General features: G+C 72.2%; 19 protein-coding genes and 1 pseudogene. 7 read left to right on the top strand and 13 right to left on the bottom strand.

What is annotated here, in order from left to right:
• On the bottom strand, positions 1-248 hold a 248-nt coding region (locus tag ABT063_RS42475; protein ID WP_351066305.1), incomplete at its 3' end, for a hypothetical protein.
• Between the two features lie 41 nt (positions 249-289).
• On the opposite strand from ABT063_RS42475, the gene ureG reads away from it, so the two are divergent.
• The 3 genes and pseudogenes from ureG to ABT063_RS42460 all read left to right on the top strand — a co-directional run bounded on the left by ureG (position 290) and on the right by ABT063_RS42460 (position 2925).
• Complete coding sequence (gene ureG, locus ABT063_RS42470) at positions 290-970, top strand: urease accessory protein UreG (RefSeq protein WP_351066304.1); 681 nt, start codon at positions 290-292, stop codon at positions 968-970.
• Positions 958-1731 (top strand): urease accessory protein UreD, encoded by a 774-nt coding sequence (locus ABT063_RS42465; protein ID WP_351066303.1) that lies wholly within the window; start codon positions 958-960, stop codon positions 1729-1731. Before ureG ends, ABT063_RS42465 begins: the two co-directional genes overlap by 13 nt.
• A gap of 125 nt (positions 1732-1856) precedes the next feature.
• A pseudogene (locus ABT063_RS42460) lies at positions 1857-2925 on the top strand (alpha/beta hydrolase).
• Positions 2926-3003: 78 nt separating this feature from the next.
• On the opposite strand, the gene ABT063_RS42455 reads toward ABT063_RS42460, so the two are convergent.
• The 6 genes from ABT063_RS42455 to ABT063_RS42430 all read right to left on the bottom strand — a co-directional run bounded on the left by ABT063_RS42455 (position 3004) and on the right by ABT063_RS42430 (position 11003).
• A complete protein-coding gene (locus ABT063_RS42455) occupies positions 3004-3729 on the bottom strand; it encodes a lysophospholipid acyltransferase family protein (RefSeq protein WP_351066302.1) in 726 nt (241 codons plus the stop codon).
• Positions 3730-3858: 129 nt separating this feature from the next.
• Positions 3859-5088 (bottom strand): PP2C family protein-serine/threonine phosphatase, encoded by a 1230-nt coding sequence (locus tag ABT063_RS42450; RefSeq protein ID WP_351066301.1) that lies wholly within the window; start codon positions 5086-5088, stop codon positions 3859-3861.
• 66 nt (positions 5089-5154) lie between these two features.
• Complete coding sequence (locus tag ABT063_RS42445) at positions 5155-7605, bottom strand: SpoIIE family protein phosphatase (RefSeq protein WP_351066300.1); 2451 nt, start codon at positions 7603-7605, stop codon at positions 5155-5157.
• 716 nt (positions 7606-8321) lie between these two features.
• Positions 8322-9545, bottom strand: coding sequence for an ornithine--oxo-acid transaminase (gene rocD, locus ABT063_RS42440; RefSeq protein WP_351066299.1), 1224 nt, complete (start codon positions 9543-9545; stop codon positions 8322-8324).
• Positions 9542-10363: a dimethylargininase gene (gene ddaH, locus ABT063_RS42435; protein ID WP_351066298.1), complete on the bottom strand. Its 822-nt coding sequence runs from the start codon at positions 10361-10363 to the stop codon at positions 9542-9544. Before ddaH ends, rocD begins: the two co-directional genes overlap by 4 nt.
• Positions 10364-10517: 154 nt before the next feature.
• Positions 10518-11003 (bottom strand): Lrp/AsnC family transcriptional regulator, encoded by a 486-nt coding sequence (locus ABT063_RS42430; protein ID WP_351066297.1) that lies wholly within the window; start codon positions 11001-11003, stop codon positions 10518-10520.
• A gap of 100 nt (positions 11004-11103) precedes the next feature.
• On the opposite strand from ABT063_RS42430, the gene ABT063_RS42425 reads away from it, so the two are divergent.
• The 4 genes from ABT063_RS42425 to ABT063_RS42410 are packed head-to-tail and all read left to right on the top strand — an operon-like array spanning position 11104 to position 15149.
• Positions 11104-11853, top strand: a complete 750-nt coding sequence (locus ABT063_RS42425; protein ID WP_351066296.1) for a LytR/AlgR family response regulator transcription factor — start codon at positions 11104-11106, stop codon at positions 11851-11853.
• A gap of 2 nt (positions 11854-11855) precedes the next feature.
• The gene (locus tag ABT063_RS42420; RefSeq protein WP_351066306.1) at positions 11856-12215 is read left to right on the top strand and encodes a hypothetical protein; all 360 of its coding nucleotides are present in this window, start codon (positions 11856-11858) and stop codon (positions 12213-12215) included.
• Between the two features lie 19 nt (positions 12216-12234).
• Positions 12235-13947, top strand: a complete 1713-nt coding sequence (locus ABT063_RS42415) for a sodium/solute symporter (RefSeq protein WP_351066295.1) — start codon at positions 12235-12237, stop codon at positions 13945-13947.
• On the top strand, positions 13944-15149 hold the full coding sequence (locus ABT063_RS42410) for a sensor histidine kinase (RefSeq protein ID WP_351066294.1): 1206 nt from the start codon (positions 13944-13946) through the stop codon (positions 15147-15149). The genes ABT063_RS42415 and ABT063_RS42410 overlap by 4 nt, the downstream gene beginning before the upstream one ends.
• Here ABT063_RS42410 and ABT063_RS42405 read toward each other — a convergent pair whose 3' ends face one another.
• The 6 genes from ABT063_RS42405 to ABT063_RS42380 form a co-directional block, all read right to left on the bottom strand.
• Positions 15150-15320, bottom strand: coding sequence for a hypothetical protein (locus ABT063_RS42405; RefSeq protein ID WP_351066293.1), 171 nt, complete (start codon positions 15318-15320; stop codon positions 15150-15152).
• Positions 15321-15333: 13 nt separating this feature from the next.
• A complete protein-coding gene (locus tag ABT063_RS42400; RefSeq protein ID WP_351066292.1) occupies positions 15334-17340 on the bottom strand; it encodes a serine/threonine-protein kinase in 2007 nt (668 codons plus the stop codon).
• 28 nt (positions 17341-17368) lie between these two features.
• Positions 17369-18802, bottom strand: a complete 1434-nt coding sequence (locus tag ABT063_RS42395; RefSeq protein WP_351066291.1) for a DUF6777 domain-containing protein — start codon at positions 18800-18802, stop codon at positions 17369-17371.
• 57 nt (positions 18803-18859) lie between these two features.
• Complete coding sequence (locus tag ABT063_RS42390; RefSeq protein ID WP_351066290.1) at positions 18860-19810, bottom strand: cytochrome c oxidase assembly protein; 951 nt, start codon at positions 19808-19810, stop codon at positions 18860-18862.
• A gap of 204 nt (positions 19811-20014) precedes the next feature.
• Positions 20015-21040 carry a 6-phosphofructokinase gene (locus tag ABT063_RS42385; RefSeq protein WP_351066289.1) on the bottom strand — a complete coding sequence of 342 codons (1026 nt, stop codon included), beginning with the start codon at positions 21038-21040 and terminating at the stop codon, positions 20015-20017.
• A 188-nt stretch (positions 21041-21228) separates the two neighbouring features.
• The gene (locus tag ABT063_RS42380; protein ID WP_351066288.1) at positions 21229-21957 is read right to left on the bottom strand and encodes a type 1 glutamine amidotransferase; all 729 of its coding nucleotides are present in this window, start codon (positions 21955-21957) and stop codon (positions 21229-21231) included.
• Between the last annotated feature and the right edge of the window lie 15 nt (positions 21958-21972).

The following is a 21972-nucleotide window of genomic DNA, read 5'->3' as shown; positions in this document are numbered from 1 at the left end:
AGCTGCATCAGGACGGACGCGCCCATCGCGTACGTGATGCCGTCGAAGTAGACCAGCACGTCGTCCAGGTCGCGGATCTCGCCCCGCAGGGCTCCGCCCCCGGACCCCCGCCGGGGCTCCGCCCCCGGACCCGGGCGGGGCTCCGCCCCTGCACCCCGCCGGGGCTCCGCCCCGGACCCATCGGCCTGAACGGCCTCGTCCTCGGACGCCGGACGGGCTGGGAGTGTCCAGGTGGGTTGGAAGGGCACCGTCGTCCAGGATCGTCGTACGAGAGTTTGGAGCCATACCTATGCACCTCGACCACCACCACCACGACGGCCCCGCCGCCGTCAGCGCCGACGCCCGTCGGCGCGACGGCTCGCGTCGTGCCCTGCGGGTCGGGCTCGGTGGGCCCGTCGGGTCCGGGAAGACCGCGACCGTTGCCGCGCTCTGCCGGGCCCTGCGCGACGAGTTGTCCCTCGCCGTCGTCACGAACGACATCTACACGCGGGAGGACGCCGAGTTCCTGCTGCGGGAGGCCGTGCTGCCGCCCGAGCGGATCACCGCCGTGGAGACGGGGGCCTGCCCGCACACCGCGATCCGGGACGACATCTCCGCCAACCTGGAGGCGGTGGAGGATCTGGAGGACGAGGTCGGGCCGCTGGATCTGATCCTCGTCGAGTCCGGTGGGGACAACCTGACCGCCACGTTCTCCAAAGGGCTCGTCGACGCGCAGATCTTCGTGATCGACGTCGCCGGAGGTGACGACATTCCGCGGAAGGGCGGACCCGGCGTCACCACGGCCGACCTGCTCGTCGTCAACAAGACCGACCTCGCCCCGTACGTCGGCTCCGACCTCGGCCGGATGGCGGCCGACGCCAAGGCGCAGCGGGCCGAGCTGCCGGTCGTCTTCCAGTCGCTCAGGAGCGAGCCCGGGGTGAGGGACGTCGCCGCCTGGGTGCGGGCGCGGCTCGCCGCGTGGACGGCGTGACCGCCGCCGTGGCAGGAGTGCGGGCCACCGCGCGGATTCTCGCGCGTGACGACGGCAGAGGCGGGACGTCCCTGCCCGTTCTGGAGGGCGACGGGCCGCTGGCGCTGCGGCGGACCCGGGGGAGCGGCACCGAGGCGCGCGTCATGCTCGTCGGCGCGATGAGCGGGCCGCTCGGCGGCGACCACTTCACCGTCGAGGCCGGCGTGGAGACCGGGGCCCGGCTGCGCGTGGGCTCGGCCGCCGCCACCATCGCCCTGCCGGGACAGGCCAAGGACGAGGCCCGCTACGACGTCCGGCTCACCGTCGCCGACGGGGGCGAACTGTACTGGCTGCCGGAGCAGTTGATCTCCGCGCACGGCAGTGAGCTGTACGTCACGACCCACGTCGACCTCGCTGCGACGGCCCGGCTCGTCCTGCGCGAGGAGCAGGTGCTCGGGCGGGCGGGGGAGGAGCCCGGGCGGCTCGGCAGCCGTCTGGTCGTACGGGTCGCGGGGCGTACCGTACTGGACCAGGAGCTGGCGTGCGGACCCGGCGCGCCGGGCGGCTGGGACGGGCCCGCCGTGCTCGCGGGGCATCGGGCCGTCGGCCAAGTCGTTGTCGCGCGGCCGGAGTTCGCGGCCGAGCCGGTGGCGGCCAGGGTGCTGGGCGAGACCGCCGCGGTCGTTCCGCTCGCCGGGCCCGCCGCGCTGGTGACCGCCGTGGCGCCGGACGCTCTGCGGCTGCGCCGGGTGCTGGACGAGGCGCTGGCCTCCATCGGCTAGACCGCTCAGCGAACGAACGTTCCCGTTTATCGGATTGGCAAGGAAGGTCAGCCCCCCCTGTTCTCAGGGAGCTCACGGCAGCGAGGATCCCCGTACCATCTCAACGACGTACGGGGAGGTCCCACTTGAGGGACCTCAGACCGAAGTGGCGGGCGACGGCGCTCGGTTCGGCCGGAGTGCTCGTCACGGCGACGCTGATAGCCGGTGCCGTGACAGCGCCCACGGCGAGCGCCAGCGGGGACTCCAGTGGCGGCCAGGACCGCGAGGCCCGCGGCGCGGCGATCGCCGCCGCCAAGGCCGCGAAGGCCGGCATCGACTGGCGGGACTGCCCCGCCGACTGGGGCCTGGAGAAGCCCATCCAGTGCGGCTGGGTCACCGTCCCGCTCGACTACGCCAAGCCCTACGGCAAGCAGATCAAGCTCGCCGTCGACCGCATCGGCAACACCGGGACCAAGGCGGAGCCCAGGGCGCGCTGATCTACAACCCCGGCGGACCGGGCGGCTCCGGCCTGCGCTTCCCGCGCCGGGTCACCACCAAGGCGCCCGTCTGGGCCAACACGGCCAAGGCGTACGACTTCGTGGGCTTCGACCCGCGGGGCGTCGGCAAGTCGGCACCCATCTCCTGCGCCGACCCGCAGGAGTTCGTCAAGGCGCCCAAGATGGACCCGGTGCCCGACTCCGAGGCCTACAAGCTCGCCCAGCGCAAGCTCGCCCGTGAGTACGCCGAGGGCTGCTACGAGCGCAGCGGCGAGAAGAAGCTCAACTTCCTCGGTGTCTCCTACGGCACCTACCTCGGCGCGGTCTACGGCACCCTGTTCCCCGGCCACGTGCGCCGCATGGTCGTCGACAGCGTCGTCAACCCCTCGCGGGACAAGATCTGGTACGAGGCCAACCTCGACCAGGACGTCGCCTTCGAAATGCGCTGGAAGGACTGGGAGGACTGGGTCGCCGCCAACGACGCCACCTTCCACCTCGGCTGGCCGAGCGTGACGCCGCCACCCCGTATGGGGGCGCCGTCGAACTGCACAAGCGCTTCAAGGGCTCCCGCCTGATCACCGAGAAGGACGCGGGCTCCCACGGCGTGACCAGCCTGGTCAACCCGTGCGTCAACGAGCGGGTGGACGCCTACCTGCTCGCCGGCAAGCTGGACGGCGCGGACGTGACGTGCGCGCCGCACGCCACACCGAAGCCGTAGGCCGTACGGCAGAGCAGGGGCGGCCGGAGCCAACGGCCGTCCCTGCCCGGCTCCGGGCCCCTTTGGCGACGGCAGACGTCAACTGAGCGGCATCCGGGGGAACTTGCGCTCCTTCTCGGTGCGCGCGGCGGCCTCCTCCGCCTTCACCACGGCCGCGTACTGGTCGACGTACTCCTGCCCGGACAGCGACAGGATCGCGTACATGATCTCGTCGGTGACGGCCCGCAGGATCGCCTTCTCGTTCTCCATGCCGGCGTACCGGGAGAAGTCGAGGGGCTTGCCGAAGCGGATCACCACGGGGTGGATGTTGGGGACGACCTTGCCGGGCGGCTGGGCCTCGAAGGTGCCGATCATCGCGCAGGGGATGACGGGCACCCCGGCCTTCAACGCCATCACCGCGACGCCGACCTTGCCCTTGTAGAGCCGGCCGTCGTGGGAGCGCGTGCCCTCGGGATAGACGCCGAGGAGCTCGTTCTTGCGCAGGACGCCGAGCCCTTCGCGGATCGCGGCCTGCCCGGCCTCCTTGCCGGAGCGGTCCACCGGGATCTGACCGGCGCTGTGGAAGAAGAACGCCGTCAGCCGGCCCTTGATGCCGGGCCCGGTGAAGTACTCGGCCTTCGCGAGGAAGGTGATACGCCGTTTGAGGACCGCGGGCATCAGGAAGTGGTCGGAGAAAGAAAGGTGGTTGCCCGCGACGATGGCCGGGCCCGACGGCGGTATGTGCTCGAGACCTTCGATTCGGGGGCGGAAGACCAGTCTGAGCAGCGGTCCCAGGAGGACGTATTTGAGCAGGTAGTAGAACAACGGGGCGCTCCTCACTTGCTCCGGCGGATCGCTGGGCCGTCGCGTTCCGGCAGGTCAACCGGCATGTCGTGGGATGCCAGTCTAGGTGCAGGCGCGGTCACGGGGAACCGCCGCCGCAGCCGTCCCCGTTCACAGCCGCACGATGATCAGTGCCGTGTCGTCCGTGGCGCCTCCGGGGGGCAGCAGCTCCAACAGGACGGAGTCGGCGAGGAGTTCGGGGTCTTCGCCCCGATGGCGGCGCAGGGAGTCGGCGAGGCGGGTCAGACCGGTGTCGATGTCCTCGAGGCGCCGCTCGACCAGGCCGTCGGTGTACAGGGCGAGTGTGGCGCCGCCGGTGAAGGTGGTACCGGCCTGCGGTCTCGGGACGGGGTCGGGGCGCGCGTCGAGCGGGGGGTCGGTGGCCCGGTCGAGGAACTCCACGCCGCCGCCGGGATGGACCAGGACGGGCGGTGGGTGGCCGGCGCTGCTGTAGGTGATCGTGTGCCGGTCGAAGTCGATGAACGTGGTGACCGCGGTGGCCGATTCGGCGCCGTCGACGACGTTGGCGTACCTGCCCAGGACGTCCAGGGCCTGGGCGGGTCCCTCGGCCACGCGGGAGGCCGCGCTGAGCGCGCTGCGCAACTGGCCCATGACCCCGGCGGCTTCCAGGCCGTGGCCGACCACGTCGCCGACCGAGACGCCGATGCGGTTGCCGCCGACCAGGTCGACCAAGTCGTACCAGTCCCCGCAGACGTTCAGCGCGCCGAGGGCCGGCCGGTAGCGCACGGCCGCCCGATGGTGCCCCAGCTGCCGGCCGGCGGGCAGCATCGCCTTCTGCAGGGCCAGGGCCACCTCGCGTTCGCGGGCGTGCGCCTGACGCAGCCGTTCGTTGAGCTCCTGCAGTTCACGGGCGCGTGTGTACAGCTCTGCCTCCAGCACGCGGGCCCGGCCTCCGCTGGGGCCGCCGCGGGCCCGGATCAGCTCGGTGACCTCCTCGACGCGGTGGACCAGCAGCACCACCTTGCCGTTCGGGCCCAGCACCGGCGCGTTGACGGGGCTCCAGTAGCGTTCCTCCCACTCCCCGGGCCGGTCGTGGCATTCGACGTCGTACCGCTGCAGGGCCATGGCGTCCCGCTCGCCGGTGGCCAGCACCCGGCGCAGCGAGGCCTCCAGATTGCGCATGCCGGTCGCGGCGGAGTCGCGCGGATTGTCCGGGAACACCTCGAAGATGTGTCGGCCGACCACCTGCTCGCGCTTGCGCCCGGCCACGTGCAGGAACTCCTCGTTGACGTCGGCGAACACCAGCTCGGACGTGAGCAGAGCCACCATGCCGGGCAGCGCCTGGAACACCGCCGTGTAGTCGATCTCCGGATCCGTCATGGCTTCCGCCCTATTGCCTGGATTGCACCAGTTTCCCATGTTGTGGGATGAGTGGACCGCCCAGTCTCACAGCGGCGGACCCGTCAGCGACTGCTCCGCCCAGATGACCTTCCCCTCGGGCAGGAAACGGGTGCCCCACCGCTGGGTGACCTGGGAGACCAGCAGCAGTCCGCGTCCGCCCTCGTCCGTGGCCCGGGGATGACGCAGATGGGGTGCGGTGGCGCCGCCGTCGAAGACCTCGCAGATCAGCGACCGGTCCTTGATCAGGCGGAGCCGGATGGGGCCGGCGGCGTGCCGGATGGCGTTGGTGACCAGTTCGCTGACCACGAGTTCCGTGGTGAAGGCCAGCTCGTCCAGGCCCCAGTCCGTCAGTCGGCGGCAGGCCGTCCTGCGGGCGTCGGCGACGGCGGCCGGGTCGCCGGGCAGTTCCCACGAGGCGACCTGATCGGCGCCGAGGCGTCTGGTCCGGGCCATCAGCAGCGCCACGTCGTCGTGCGGACGGGCCGGAACGAGGGCATCCACGATGACCCGGCACCGCTGGTCCAGGGAGGGTGCCGACTCCTCCAGGGCCCGCCGCAGCCGGTCCCGGTCCGCGTCCACGGCCCACTCCTCCCCACGGGCCAGCAGACCGTCGGTGTACAGCGCGATCGTGCTGCCCTCCGGCAGGGACATCCCGACGGACTCGAACGGCGGGCCGCCCGCGCCCAGAGCCGGTCCCTGCGGCAGGTCGACGAACGTGACGGTGCCGTCGGGCCGGACGACGGCGGGCGCCGGATGCCCGGCGGCGGACATCGAGCACCGCCCCTCGACCGGGTCGTAGACGACGTACAGACACCCGGAGCCCACCGCCTGCGTGCTGTCGGCCTCCTCGGCGTCCGGCGCCCCGCTCTCCTCGTGGGCCGTGCGTGCGACCAGGTCGTCGAGGTGAGCCAGGACCTCGTGCGGCGGCAGATCCAGCGCGGCGAGGGTGCGTACGGCGGTCCGCAGCCGGCCCATCGCCGCCGCGGCGGCGATGCCGTGCCCGGGGACCTCGCCCACGACGAGGGCCACGCGCGTACCGGAGAGCGGGATCAGGTCGTACCAGTCGCCGCCGAGGCCGCTCGGCTGGTGCGCAGGGCGGTAGCAGGCGGCCACCTCGACCGCGTTCTGCTCGGGCAGCCGGTGCGGGAGCAGGTTGCGCTGCAGCACCAGTGCCGCGTCCCGTTCGCGGGTGTAGCGCCGGGCGTTGTCCACGCACACGGCCGCCCGCGAGACGAGGTCCTCGGCCAGGTTCAGGTCGTCCTCGTCGAAGGGTTCCTGGCGGCGGCGCCGGAAGAAGGTCGTGACGCCCAGGGTGACGCCCCGGGCGCGGACCGGCACGACCAGCACGCTGCGCAGACCCAGGTCCAGGAACGTCGCTCCGTGGTCGCCGGGTGTGTCGGTGCCCCAGTCCCGGGTGAGCGGGTCGAGCCGTTCCTCGCGCCAGGACCGGCCGGTGGCCAGACAGCGCGTCGGGGGCGATCCGGGCAGGTAGGTGGTCACGTCGCCGACGCCCTGCGAGACACGCCCGTCCGCAGACCGACCGCCCGCCCGGCGCAGCCGAACCGGCTGCGTCCCGTCCAGCGGCCCGGCCGCGGGCTCCGCCCCCCGCAGCACCGACTCCAGCAGGTCCACGGCGACGACGTCGGCGAACGCCGGCACGGCCACGTCGGCCAGCTCCTGCGCCGTCCGCACGATGTCCAGGCTGCGGCCGATCTGTTCCCCGGCCCGGTCGAGCAGGGCCAGCCGCTGCCGGGCGCGGTGGTGTTCGGTGATGTCCACGACGGTGTAGTACACGCCCATCGGGTGGCCCCGCTCGTCCTCCAGTCGGGTGAACGACAGCACGTGCGCGGTCTCCCGGTGCGGCGCCGACCGTATGTGCCCCACGTGCTCGTACCCGACGACCGTTTCCCCGGTGGCCAGCACGTGCCGCATCTGCGCCTCGACGGAGTCGGCGTCGAAGCCCGGCTGTACGTCCCGCAGCCGCAGCCCGAGCCGCCGCTGGGGCGGTCCGCCGCCGAACCGGGCCAGGGCCGCGTTCGACCACACGTACCGCAGGTCCGTGTCCACGATCGCGATGCCGATCGGGGAACGGCCGACCATCTGCTCCAGCACACCGCGGGGCATGTCCCAGCCGGGAGCCTCGGCCATCTCGGACAGCAGCACCAGCCACCGCGACGGCCCCCGGGCCTCCACGGCGCAGGCGATCCGCACCATGACTCGGACAGGCCGCCCGTCCTTGTGCCGGAGCGACAGCAGTCCCGCCCAGCCGCCGTCCCTGCGCCACCGCTCGACCAGCTCCGGCACCCGCCCGGCGTCCTCGGCGCACACCAGCTCGGCCAGGCTCGCGCCCACCACCTCGGCGGCCGGGTACGCCAGCAGCCGCTCCGCGTCGGCGCTCCAGCTCGTCACCAGCCCCGCCGCGTCGAGCAGCAGGGGCGCGGCATCGGCCACGTCGAACCGTCGGCGGGCAGCGTCGCGCTCCTCGTATGTGCCCACGGACGACCTCTCTGTCGCTGAGAGTGGTCTACCACCTGTTGACTCAATCTTGCCCCTTGACGACGGGTCCGGCGCCGCGCGGCGGGGCCGGACCGGTGGGGGGCGCTGCGGCGGGCGGCCGGCCGACGGTCGTATGGCGGCGAGGCGAGCCGGGCCGGCCGCCCACGAACTGTCGGCTGCCTGGAAGGTGGACGGCGAGGACAGCCCTGCCCGGCCGGGGCCGCAGTCGGGGCTGGAGGTCGGCGGCCGGGAGGGCCAGGGCTTGGCCGCTGTGGCTGTGTGTGCCGAGTCCGTGTCGGTGGGAGTGCGGGTTGGGCGCACTGGGTGTGTCGGTCGTGCCTTGGTCGGGGTGGGGGTGTGCGGGCTGGTGTGGTTTGTCCTGGTGGGGCTGGAGGTCGGCGGCCGGGAGGGCCAGGGCTTGGCCGCTGTGGCTGTGTGTGCCGAGTCCGCGCCGGCCGGAGCGCGGGTCGGCCGCACCGGCGCGTCAGACCCGCGTCGGCCTGGCGACACGGAGGGCACGCCGCGCCCCGGCCGCGCGGCGTGCCCGCCGGACCGGCCGCGACGCATGCTCGGCATCCGCACCGCTTCCACTGGTTGGCGCCGGAGGCCTCGGCGGTGTCCCCGACGGCGCCAGAGCGAACGCACCCGTTCCGGTGTGGATCCACGGCGCCCGGCGGCGGCTTCACCGGTGCCCTGCCCCGGCCGGCAGAGGCGGCTCAGCCCTGCCCGACGACCTTCTCCAGCGCCCCGAGCGCCGACGTGAGCTCCGCCTCGGTGATCGTCAGTGGCGGCGCCAGCCGGATCGTCGAGCCGTGGGTGTCCTTGACCAGGACGCCCTCCCGCAGGAGCCGTTCGCCGACCTCGCGGCCGGTGCCGACGGCCGGATCGATGTCGATGCCCGCCCACAGTCCGCGGGCGCGGAAGCCGACGACTCCCTTGCCGACCAGCTCGGTCAGACCGTCGCGCAGCACCGCCCCCAGCTCGGTCGCCCGGCGCTGGAATTCGCCCGTCTCCAGCAGCTCCACCACCGCCGTGCCGACCGCCGCGGCGAGGGGGTTGCCGCCGAACGTCGAGCCGTGCTCGCCCGGCCGCAGCACCCCGAGCACGTCCCGGCGGGCGACCACCGCGGACACCGGCACGATGCCGCCGCCCAGTGCCTTGCCCAGCAGGAGCATGTCCGGGACGACCCCCTCGTGCTCGACGGCGAGCGTACGGCCCGTGCGGCCGAGCCCCGACTGGATCTCGTCCGCGATGAACAGGCAGCCCTCACGGCGGGTGAGCTCGCGCACGCCGGTCAGGTAGCCCTCGTCCGGGACGACCACTCCCGCCTCGCCCTGGACCGGCTCGATGAGCACGGCCGCCGTCGTCTCGTCGACCGCCGCCTCCAGGGCGGCCAGGTCGTTGTACGGGACGATCCGGAAGCCCGGGGTGAAGGGGCCGAAGCCCTGCCGCGCCGTCTCGTCGGTGGAGAAGCTCACGATCGTCGTCGTACGGCCGTGGAAGTTCTCGGCCGCGACCACGATCGTCGCCTGATCGGCCGGCACGCCCTTCACCTCGTACGCCCACTTGCGCGCCACCTTGATGCCGCTCTCGACCGCCTCGGCGCCCGTGTTCATGGGCAGCACCATGTCCAGGCCGGTCAACCCGGCGAGGCGTTCGGCGAACTGGGCGAGCCTGTCGTTGTGGAAGGCGCGCGAGGTGAGCGTCAGCAGGTCGAGCTGCTCGTGGGCCGCCGCGATCAGCGCCGGGTGGCGGTGGCCGAAGTTGAGGGCCGAGTAGCCGGCCAGCATGTCCAGGTAGCGGCGGCCCTCCACGTCCTCCACCCAGGTGCCCTCCGCACGGGCGACGACCACGGGCAGCGGGTGGTAGTTGTGCGCGAGGACGGGCTCCTCGGCGCGGATGAGGTCGGCGGACGAACGCGTACGGACGGGTGCGGTCATGAGCGGATCTCCTGGGTGCAGCACTTGATGCCGCCGCCGGCCTTCCGGAACTCGGACAGGTCGACGGGGACGGGGACATAGCCGTGGTCGCCGAGGCGGACGGCGAGCGCCTCCGCCTGCGGCGCGATGAAGACGTGGCGACCGTCGGAGACGGAATTGAGGCCGAAGGCCATGGCGTCCTCGCGGGTGGCGAGCACCGCGTCCGGGTACAGCCGGGCCAGCACCTCGCGGCTGCCGGGGGAGAATGCCTCCGGGTAGTACACGATGTTTCCTTCGTGCCCGCCGTCCAGCACGAACAACGCCGTGTCCAGGTGGTAGAAGTACGGATCCACCAGCGTCAGGCTGATCACCGGGTGCCCGAAGAACTCCTGCACCTCGCGGTGCGCCTCACGGGTCGTACGGAACCCGGTGCCGGCCAGGAGGTAGCGGCCCGTCCAGACCAGATCGCCCTCGCCCTCGCAGACGGACTCGGGGTGGTGGACGTCGTAGCCCGCCGCCTTGAACCACGTCTCGTAGTGCCGGGACTCGGGGCGCCGCTCGGGCGCGTGGAAGAGGGAGCCGAAGACGCGGCCGTCGACCACGACCGCCGAGTTCGCGGCGAAGACCATGTCCGGGAGACCGGGAACCGGCTCCACCGTGTCGACGGTGTGACCGTGGGACCGGTAGGCGCGGATCAGCGCCTGCCACTGCTCGCGGGCCAGATCGACGTCGACGCGGGTGTCGGGATGCATCCAGGGATTGATCGCGTACTGCACGGCGAAGTGTCTGGGTTCGCAGACGAGGAAACGCCGTCGGCGCGGCACACGGGAATCGGTCACAGAGGGGTTCCTCCGCTTCCTGCGGTGTCAACTGAGGGGTGACACCAAGGTAGGAAGCGACGGCGACGGCCGACAAGAAACGAGAATTGCGCATTCCCGCAGGAATGCTGCGTCTTCAGCCCCATAAGCGCATGTCTGCTGCGTGCGCCCGCGCTCACTCCGGCGCAGGCTGGCTCGCGCCCGCCTCCGGGCTCTCCGGAATGAGGTGGGACAGCACCATCACACTGATCGTCTTCCGGATGAACGGCTCCGCGCGGATCCGCTCCAGCACCTCCTCGAAGTGCTCCACATCCCGCGCCCGCACATGCAGCAGCGCGTCCGCCCCGCCGGTCACCGTCATCGCCGCGGCGATCTCCGGGTGGTTGCGGACGACCTCCGCGAGCCGCCTGGGCGGGGCCGCGCCCTCGCAGTACACCTCGACGTACGCCTCCGTACGCCAGCCCAGCGCCGACGGCCGCACCGTGGCCGTGAACCCGGTGATCACCCCCGTGTCCCGCAACCGGTCCACCCGCCGCTTGACCGCCGTCGCGGACAGACCGACGGCCGCGCCCATCTCGGCGAAAGAAGTCCGCGCGTTCGCCATCAGCGCGGTGACAATCTTCCGGTCGAGCTCGTCGAACGGCGTGGGCCTGCTGTTCATGCGGGCACTGTATCCAGCGCGCGGTCGGCAGTGTACCCAGCGCAAACGTCCACCCCCGGCACGTGTCCAGGCGTACGAATAACTCCTACACTCCGGGTTCATGCTGCGCGCCCTGGCTGTCGACGACGAACGCCCCTCGCTGGAGGAACTCCTCTACCTGCTGAACGCGGACCCCCGCATCGGCAGCGCGGAGGGCGCGGGCGACGCGACCGAGGCGCTGCGCCGGATCAACCGGGCGCTGGAGTCCGGTCCGGACGGGCCGGAGGCCATCGACGTCGTCTTCCTCGACATCAACATGCCCGGCCTCGACGGACTCGACCTGGCCCGGCTGCTCACCGGGTTCGCCAAGCCACCGCTCGTCGTGTTCGTCACCGCCCACGAGGACTTCGCCGTCCAGGCCTTCGACCTCAAGGCCGTCGACTACGTGCTCAAGCCCGTCCGCAAGGAACGCCTCGCCGAGGCCGTCCGCCGGGCCGCCGAACGCCGCGACGCCGCCCCCCGCATCCCGGTCCACGAGCCCGACCCCGACCACATACCCGTCGAGCTCGGCGGCGTGACCCGCTTCGTCTCCGTCGACGACATCACGCACGTCGAGGCCCAGGGCGACTACGCCCGGCTGCACACCGACAGGGGCAGCCACCTCGTACGGATCCCGCTGTCCACCCTGGAGGAGCGCTGGCGCTCCCGCGGCTTCGTCCGCATCCACCGCCGGCACCTCGTCGCCCTGCGCCACGTCGGCGAGCTCCGCCTGGACGCGGGTACCGTGAGCGTCCTGGTCGGCTCCGAGGAGCTCCAGGTCAGCCGCCGCCACGCCCGCGAGCTGCGGGACCTGCTGATGAGGAGGACGTGACGGTGCCCCAGAACCCCACCGAACGCCGTGTCGTCGTCACCGGCCCGCCCCGGCGCGCCCGCCGGGTCCCCGGCTACTACCGCCCGCGCACCGAGATCGACGAACAGACCACCCTCGGCCACACCTACGTCCGCTCCCTGATGCGCACCCAACTGCGCGCCGCCTTCACCGTGTTCGCGGTCCTCGGCCTCCTCATCGGCCCGCTGCCGCTGCTCTTCGCCGCGATGCCGAACGCCCGCCGCCTGGAATGGGCCGTCCTGGGCTTCGGCCTCTACCTCCCGCTCGTCCTGCTCGCCCGCTGGTACGTGCGCCGCGCCGAGCGCAACGAACGCGACTTCGTGCGCCTGGTCGAAGACCGATGAACCCGCGAGCCCAGCACCGATGAACTCGAACTACGCCGTCCCCGCCGTCGCCCTCGTCGTCGTGGCGACCGTCCTCGTCGGCGCCTTCGGCCTGCGCATCTCCCGCACCACCTCCGACTTCTACGTCGCCTCCCGCACCGTCGGCCCCCGCCTGAACGCGGCCGCCATCAGCGGCGAGTATCTCTCCGCCGCCTCCTTCCTGGGTATCGCCGGCCTGGTCCTGGTGCAGGGCCCGGACATGCTCTGGTACCCGGTCGGTTACACCGCCGGCTATCTGGTCCTGCTCCTGTTCGTCGCCGCCCCACTGCGCCGCTCCGGCGCCTACACGCTGCCCGACTTCGCCGAGGCCCGGCTCGCCTCCCAGGCCGTACGGCGGCTGGCGGGCGCCTTCGTCGTCGGTGTCGGCTGGCTGTACCTGCTGCCGCAGCTCCAGGGCGCCGGACTGACGCTGACCGTGCTGACCGGGGCGCCCGCATGGCTCGGCGGTGTGATCGTGGCGGCCGTCGTGGTCGCCACCGTCGCCGCCGGAGGCATGCGCAGCATCACCTTCGTGCAGGCGTTCCAGTACTGGCTCAAACTCACCGCCCTGCTCGTCCCCGCCCTCTTCCTCGTCCTCGCCTGGCAGGACGACGGAGCCCACCGCCACGCCTTCGACGAACCGGCCACCTTCCGCGAGCAGCGCGTCGTCCGCGTCGACGCCGGCCTCGACCTGAAGCTGGACGCGCCGCTGACCGTCACGGTGAGCGGCACGATCGACGGCCGCCCGTACGACGACGACCGGATCGACCTCTCCGCCGGCACACACCGCATCGAACGGGGCACCCGGCTGACCTTCGCCAAGGACGCCCCCGTCCCGGCCGCCGACCGCGGCAGCAACGGCGGTATGTCGACCTCCCTGGCCGCGGGCCGCGAGGAACGCCCGCTGTACGCCACGTACGGGCTGATCCTCGCCACCTTTCTCGGCACCATGGGCCTGCCGCACGTCGTCGTCCGCTTCTACACCAGCCCGCACGGCGTGGCCGCCCGCCGCACCACCGTCGCCGTGCTCGCCCTGATCGGCGGCTTCTACCTGCTGCCGCCCGTCTACGGCGCCCTCGGCAGGCTCTACGCCCCCGAACTCGCCCTCACCGGCGACGCGGACGCCGCCGTCCTGCTGCTGCCCGAGCGCGTGATCGGCGGGCTCGGCGGCGACCTGCTCGGCGCGCTGGTGGCGGGCGGGGCCTTCGCCGCGTTCCTGTCCACGGCCTCGGGGCTGACCATGGCCGTGGCGGGCGTCCTCACGCAGGACGTGCTGCCCTCGCGCGGCGTCCGGCACTTCCGGCTGGGCACGGTGCTCGCCATGGCGGTACCGCTCGCGGCCAGCATGCTGGTCGGCGGACTCCCGGTCGCCGACGCCGTCGGACTGGCCTTCGCCGTGTCCGCGTCCTCCTTCTGCCCGCTGCTCGTCCTCGGCATCTGGTGGCGGCGGCTGACCCCGCCGGGCGCCGCCGCGGGCATGCTGATGGGCGGCGGCTCCGCGTTCGTGGCCGTGGCCGTGACCATGGCGGGCTTCCCGGGCACCGGCGGGCTGCACGCCCTGCTCGCCTGGCCCGCGCTCTGGTCGGTGCCGCTGGGCTTCCTCACCATGGTGCTGGTGTCCCTCGCGACGGCGGGGCGCGTACCGGCGGGAACAGCGGCGATCCTGGCCCGCTTCCATCTGCCGGAGGAGCTGAGGGCGGAGGTGAAGGCATGAGCGGATTCCTCGCTGGCCTGTGCGTGGCGATCCTCCCCGTCCTGGCCGCCGGTTTCTGGCTGGGCCGCCGGACCACCCGCCCGCAGCACCTCGGCGGACTCGGCACCCCCGTCGAGCACGCCACCTTCCAGACCCTGCACACCGCCTCCCTCGCCGCGCCCCCGCTGCGGGCGGGCCTGACGGAGGAGACCGCGCGCAAGTCGGCCCGCCGGCTGCGTTCCCTGCTCGGCACGGACGCGCTGTGCCTGACCGACCAGAAGGAGGTCCTGGTCTGGGACGGCGTGGGCGACCATCACCGCGCCGAGATCATGGAACGCCTCGCCGGCCCCCTGGAGTCCGGCCGCGGCGAAGCCTTCCGGGTGGAGTGCGCCGCCCCCGACTGCCCGGTGCGCTGGGCGGTCGTCGCCCCCCTCACCGTCGACGACCGCGTCCACGGAGCCCTCGTCGCCTGCGCACCCCGCGAGTCCGCCGTCCTGGTCCGCGCGGCCGGAGAGGTCGCCCGCTGGGTCTCCGTCCAACTCGAACTAGCCGACCTCGACCAGTCCCGCACCCGCCTGATCGAGGCCGAGATCAAGGCCCTGCGCGCCCAGATCTCCCCGCACTTCATCTTCAACTCGCTCGCGGTGATCGCCTCGTTCGTCCGCACCGACCCCGAGCGCGCCCGCGAACTGCTCCTGGAATTCGCCGACTTCACCCGCTACTCGTTCCGCAGGCACGGCGACTTCACCACCCTCGCCGACGAACTCCACGCCATCGACCACTACTTGGCGCTCGTCCGGGCACGCTTCGGCGACCGCCTCTCCGTCACCCTGCAGATAGCCCCCGAGGTACTGCCGGTCGCCCTGCCCTTCCTCTGCCTCCAGCCGCTGGTCGAGAACGCCGTCAAGCACGGCCTGGAGGGCAAGGCCGACAAGAGCCACATCAGCATCACCGCGCAGGACGCCGGCGCCGAGGCCCTGGTCGTCATCGAGGACGACGGCGCCGGAATGGACCCCGTCCTGCTGCGCCGCATCCTCGCCGGCGAGGTCAGCCCGTCCGGCGGCATCGGGCTGTCCAACGTCGACGACCGCCTCCGCCAGGTCTACGGTGACGACTACGGCCTGGTCATCGAGACCGCCGTGGGAGCGGGCATGAAAATCACCGCCCGGCTGCCGAAATACCAGCCGGGCGTGCACTCGGCGGGCCGCCTCACCGGCGGATGATCAGGCGCTCTTGGTGGCCACCATCCCGAGGGTGATCAGTCCCAGTACGACCCAGCCGAACCACAGCCAGCCGTTGCTGCCGAGTGCCACCGTGTAGGCCGTCACCACGACGAGTCCGCCGACGGTGAGCACCCCCATCGTCTTGGTCGAGCTGTCCGTAGAACCGGGCATCGCAACACCCTCCTCATGGTTCGTCCCCCTCCATGGTGCCCCCGTTCTGCTTCCGAACGGTGCAGACGACGAAATGTGCCTCGTTCTTCCAGGAACCCTCGCTCGTCCAGGACCCCGCCGCGTACACCGACGGATCGAAGCCGTAGTCGCCCGGCGACACCTCGCGCCCGCAGGCCAGATCCGACTCCGTGCGCGCCTCGCCGAGCGTGACGTCGGCGCCGAGCCGGGTGAATCCCAGCACCTCCTCGTCGTGCGGGCCGTCGCAGGACACCAGCCGGGCGTCCCGGTTGGAGCGGACGTCCAGGCAGTCCCGCCTCTGCATGGTCGCCGTGTCCGCGAAGGCCGAGCCCGGCTTGCGGTACTCGCCCAGCGGCCCGTACACGGGCCCGTGCGCGCCCAGCACCAGACAGGCGGTCCGCCGCCCGACGGACTCGAACCCGTCCGACGTCGGCACGACGGCGAGGCTGCGCACATCGGCGAGCTTGTCCCGGAGCTCCCGCGTCCGCTCCTCGCACCGCCCCGGCCCCAGCCGCCGCGCCTCGTCCGCCGACGCGGCAGCCACGAAGGCCATCACCTGCCCGTCCGGCGCCTTGTCCCCGCAGGTGGGGTCGAGCGACAGCCGGGGCGTGCCCTGGAAGCGCTCCGCCCCCGCCCACTCGGCGAGCACACAGTCACCCTCCCGGAGGGGCTTGGCCAGCCCGACACTCTCGCCGTACGGCGGACCGGTCCCCTCGGTGGACCGGTCCGCCAGGGCGTACCAGACGCCGCCCAGCGCAAGCAGCAGCCCGAGCCCGAAGGCTACGGCGACCCGCGGGGTCCGGAGCCGCTCGCGCCGCCGACGTCCGGGCGGGGGCGCCACGGGGAGGAGGGGCGGCCCGAAGCCCCGCGGATGCCCGGGTGGGCCGAAACCCCGCGGGTCCTCCCCGGGTGAGCCATGCCCTTGCCGCTGCGCATCCCCGGGCGGGTCCAAGCCGGGCCCGTGCGGCGGCCCGAACGGGCCGAGCCCCGGCCCCGGTGCCTCCCCGGACCGACCGATCCCTGGTCCCCGCGGTGACCCGGGGGAGCCGACCGAGGGCGGAGCGGGGATCCCCGTTCCGGCCCAGGGCGGCTGCGACCCCAGATCGGTCTGGGTCCGGGCGTACGACTCCGCCTGCGGCAGGACGATCCGCGACAGCGCCGCCTCCGCCTCCGCCGTCGACAGCCGCCGCGCGGGGTCCTTGACGAGCAGTGCGTCCAGTACGGGCCCCAGCGCCCCGGCGCGCAAAGCCGGACGGGGCTCCTCCATGACGACCGCGGTGATCTCCGCGAGATGAGACTCCCGCTCGAAGGGGCCCCGGCCCTCGACGCCGTGGTACAGCGTGCAGCCCAGCGAGAACAGGTCGGCGGCCGGCGTGGGCGTGCCGCCCGTGGCCCGCTCGGGCGCCAGATACCCGGCCGTGCCCACCAGCACCGACGCCAGCGTGTAGCGCGTCTCGTCGGCGTCCGGCTGCACCGAGATGCCGTAGTCGGTGAGCAGCACGCGACCGTACGGCGCCCCGGTGCGGTCCGGCGCCAGCAGGATGTTCGCCGGCTTCACGTCCCGGTGCATGACGCCCCGCTCGTGCCCGGCGGTCAGCGCGTCGAGCACGGCGAGCCCGATACGGGCGCACTCGGCCGGGGCGAGCGGCCCCCGTGTCTCGACCAGCTCGCGCAGGTCGACGGCGCCCGCCACGTACTCCATGACGATCCACGGCAGCCCCTCGTGCTCCAGCACGTCGTGCACGGTCACCACGTGCGGATGGCCGCGCAGGCCCGCCGCGTGGCGGGCCTCGGCCCGGGCCCGGGCCACCCGGGCCTCCCGCTCGTGACCTGCCTCGGCCGGATCGCGGAACACGATCTCCTTGAGCGCGACCTCGCAGGCGAGTCTCTGGTCGTGGGCGAGCCACACATGGCCCATACCTCCGCTGCCCAGGCGGTTCAGCAGCAGATAGCGGCCGGCGATGACCCGGCCCACTCCCGACGTCGGTGATCCTGAAGGCATCCGGTGACTCCCGGGTTCTGCGGGGGTGCTACGTGGCTGCGCTTGCGGTGGGCTCGCCGGTCCCGGGCTCACTGGTGGCGGGTGCGCTGCTCGTCGGCCCGGTGCTTGCCGGTTCGCTGGTGACGGGCGTGCTGGTCGGGGGCGGCGGCGCGCTGCTGGTGACCGGGGCGCGGGTCGGCGGCGAGCTCGTCGGGGGGCCGGGGGAGGGCGGTGAGTTCGACGGCGGGGGCTCGGATTCGGAGTCGGCCGGTGGGCTGGACGCAGGCCGCTCGGAGCTGGGAGGCCGCTCCGAGCCGGGCGGCGGGCTCGAAGACGGTGGTTCCGAGCCGGGCGCCGTACCGGACGAAGGACCGGAGGGTCCGGAAGACGACGGCCCGGGCCCGCCGCTCGACGGCGGCGGCGTCGTGCCCGGCCCGGACGGTGGGGCCGGGGGAGCGGTCGACCCACCGGGTGACCCTCCAGGTGATCCACCGGGCGTGTCCCCGGACGCATCGCCCGCCACGCTCAACGTCACGTACTCCCCGAACCCCAGCTCGGTCCCGGCCGGCGGATCGGACGCCGTGACCCGGGCGCCGTACGACGGCAGGCCCTTCCCGTCGTACGCGACCGCCAGCCCCCTGTCGGCCAGCTGCCGGCTCGCCTGCCCGAACGTCGTCCCGGCGAGGTTCGGGACCGCGCGCCGCTTCCGGGTGTCGAACGTGGAGTCGTCCTCGCCCGTCGTGCCGACCGGCCGGTTGATGCCCCGCTCGGGCTTCTCGACGTCGACCAGGGCGATCCGGTCCAGTGTCCGAGGCGCGGGCCGCACGGCCACCACGGAGGAGCGCTCGTATCCCTGCCACTTCTTGTTGCCGTCCTCGAACTCGACGGAAATCCGGCTCGTGTCCCCCTCGAAGGGGCGCAGCGGATTTCCGCAGGAACACTTCACGGCGGGAAGTCCCTGTTCATCGACGAGAATCGCGATTCCCGCCTGGAGCAGGGAGTTGAAAGGGACGGCCCTTTCCTTCTTGTAGTCGTGGTTCTTCACGAGAGTGTCGTGACGCAGGAGAACGGGTGTGAGTCGATCCAGATAATCCGGGATCCGCTCCGTGGCGATGTCCAGCGCCGCTGCCCACGCCTGGGTCTTTTGGTGATTCCCGGGGTCGGTGAGGAACTGCTCGAGCCGTTCGACATCACAGATCGTCGGCTTCTTCGTGCCCCCGTACAGTCCGGGCGTGTCACCCTGCTGCAGGCCGCCGTGCGCGGGCCGCGACCGGACCCGGGCGTCCTGGCCGAGCCCGATGCTCTCGTCGAAGAACGGCGCGAGAGAGGGCACGCCCGCGGCGACCGCCTTCACGACGGACAAAGGCGTGTCTCTGTCGCAGCCGCTGAGCGCCAGAGTGAAGACAACCAGGACGGCGATCTTTCGCATCATCGACCGCGTCGCCGATTTCCCGGCACCTTGCACGAACACGCGAAGTGTCATCACCGCTCCCCCCGGCGGTTCCCCCGTCGCGTTTCATGCTACTGAATGAGAGGCCTTTCAATGCCCGCGTGCGTTCAATGAGGCCAAATAGGCGTTGTATGCCTCGAGTTCCTTGTCGCCGTCGCGATCGGCGGCCCGGTCCTCGCGCTTGGCCTGCCGCTGCTCTGAGCGGTACCACTGGAAGAGCAGCGCGATCAGCACCAGCACGGACGGGACCTCGCTGAACGCCCACGCGATACCCCCGGCCGCGTTCTGGTCCGAGAGCGCGTCGATGCCTAGGGAGGCGGGCGGGTTCTTGAACGTCTCGACCATGGGCGTGGACGCCATCATGAGCGCGATGCCGAAAAAGGCGTGGAAGGGCATGCCGGCGAACAGCTCCAGCATCCGCATCAGATAGCCCGGGCGGGTGGGGCCCGGGTCCACGCCCATGATCGGCCAGAAGAACACGATCCCCACGGCGAGGAAGTGCACCATCATCGCGATGTGCCCCGTCTTGGAGCCCATCAGGAAGTCGAACAACGGCGTGAAGTACAGCGCGTACAGGCTCGCGATGAACAGCGGAATCGTGAACGCGGGGTGCGTGACGATCCGCAGATAGCGGCTGTGCAGCAGCGCCAGCAGCAGCTCACGCGGTCCCTTGCGGCCCTTGCCGGCGACCGGCAGCGCCCGCAGCGCCAGCGTGATCGGGGCACCGAGCAGGATCAGGATCGGCGACAGCATGCTGATCACCATGTGCTGCACCATGTGCACGCTGAACATGACCATGCCGTAGTCGTTCAGCTGGGTGCACATCACGAGCCCGACGCTCAGCACACCGAAGACGAACGCGACGGTACGCCCCACCGGCCACGCGTCCCCGCGCCGCCGTAGCCGCACGACCCCCCACGCGTACAGAGCGAGCCCCACCAGGCAGGCGACGAGAAAGAACGGGTCAGCCGACCACTGAAGTCCCCGCCCCAGCGTGAACGGCGGCAGATCCATGGTCATGCCGTGCCCGCTGTGATCCATCCACCGGCTCCCGATTCGTGGGGTTGTGCGCTGTCTGTCCGCACCAGAGTAGAACCGCCCCCGGCCGCGCTTTCGACCGGGGGCGGTGCAGCCAACTCAGGGGCACGGGGCTGTATTGATGTGCGGCTCCGCCGCGTGGGCGCGACAAGCCACACACGACCCGCAGACGGCGTGCGACCTGCGGGCTTACGGCGCTGCCCTCGGCTAGAGGACGCACTCCGCCTCTTCGTACCGCTCGGCAGGAACCGTCTTCAGCGTCTCCACGGCCTCCGCCAACGACACCATCACGATGTCCGTCCCCCGCAGCGCCGTCATCTTGCCGAACTCACCCCGGTGCACGGCCTCCACCGCATGCCAGCCGAACCGAGTAGCGAGCACCCGGTCGTAAGCGGTAGGCGTTCCACCCCGCTGCACATGCCCGAGGATCACCGGCCGGGCTTCCTTCCCGAGCCGCTGCTCCAGCTCGATGGACAGCTGCCGCGCGATCCCGGCGAACCGCTCATGCCCGTAGATGTCCTTGCCGCCCTCGTCGAAGCTCATGGAACCGGGCTTCGGCTTGGCCCCCTCCGCCGCCACGACGATCGCGAACCGCTTGCCCGCCTCGAACCGCTCGCCGACCTGCTTCGTCAACTCCTCGATGTCGAAGGGCCGTTCCGGTACGACGATGGCGTGGGCGCCCGCCGCCATGCCGGAGTGCAGCGCGATCCAGCCGGTGTGGCGGCCCATGACCTCCACGACGAGGACGCGCTGATGGGACTCGGCGGTGGTCTTCAGCCGGTCCAGCGCCTCCGTCGCGACGCCCACGGCCGTGTCGAAGCCGAAGGTGACGTCGGTGACGGCGATGTCGTTGTCTATGGTCTTCGGCACGCCGACGATGGGCAGACCGTTGTCCGACATCAGCCGGGCGGCCTTGAGCGTGCCCTCACCGCCGATCGGGATGATCGCGTCGAGACCGAGCTCCTCGACGTGACCGCGGGCTCGCTCCACACCGTCCCGCAGGTGCGAGGGCTGGACCCGGGAGGAGCCGAGGATCGTCCCGCCGCGTGCCAGGATGCCGCTCACCGCGTCGAGGTCGAGCTTGAGGTAGTCACACTCCAGGAGGCCCTTCCAGCCGTCCCGGAAACCGAGGACCTCGTCGCCGTGGTCGACGACGGCACGGTGCACGACGGACCGGATGACGGCGTTCAGGCCGGGGCAGTCGCCGCCGGACGTGAGGACACCAATGCGCATAGCCCGAAATACCTTCTCGAGTGTGGCCGGGTCCGGACCACGCTGTCCGGCTCGATCCCCGCCACCCTAGCGGCAGGAGGGGGCGGGGCCGAAGAACGCGTCCGCCTGCTGGACGACCCCGCTCACCTGTGCGGACGGACCGTCAGACGGGCTGGTTACACCAGGTCGGACACCCGGTGTACGAAACCTCACGCGGGCTGCTGCGCGCTCGCGATGCGCTCGTTGCGCAGCGCCTCGTACCACCGGTCGTCGGTCGGCGGCAGCGCGTTGACGTCCAGCGCCAGCTTCAGCAGCAGGTCGGCGATGAGCGGGTTACGGGCCAGCACCGGGCCGTGCATGTACGTACCGAAGACCGTGTCGTTGTACGCGCCCTCCGTGCCGTCCCCCGTGCCGTTGCCCTTGCCCAGCCGCACCTTGGCCAGCGGGCGGGCGGTGGGGCCGAGGTGGGTGACGCCCTGGTGGTTCTCGAAGCCGGTCAGCGAGGGCAGGCCCAGACGCGGGTCGATGTCCCCGAGCACGTCACCGACGCACCGCTCACCCTCGCCGCGCACGGACACCACGTCCAGCAGACCGAGACCGGGCTCGCGCTGGCCGAGGTCGTTGATGAACTCGTGGCCGAGGATCTGGTAGCCGGCGCACACCGAGAAGACGATCGCGCCGTTCTCCACGGCCCGGAGCAGTCCGCCGTCCCGGCGCAGCCGCTCCGCCGCGAGCCGCTGCGGCCGGTCCTCGCCGCCGCCGATCAGGTAGATGTCGCCGGAGGTCGGGATCGGCTGGTCGCTGCGCACGTCGAGCCGGGCCACGTCGAGGCCGCGCTGCCGCGCCCGGCGCTCCACGACGAGGACGTTGCCCTGGTCGCCGTACGTACTGAGCAGGTCGGGGTAGATCCAGACGACCCGCAGGCTGTTGTCGCTCATGAACTCATTGTCCTC

This window comes from Streptomyces sp. NPDC002838 (assembly GCF_040295365.1).
GTDB lineage: Bacteria > Actinomycetota > Actinomycetes > Streptomycetales > Streptomycetaceae > Streptomyces.
This window is presented reverse-complemented; position numbering and strand designations above follow the sequence as displayed.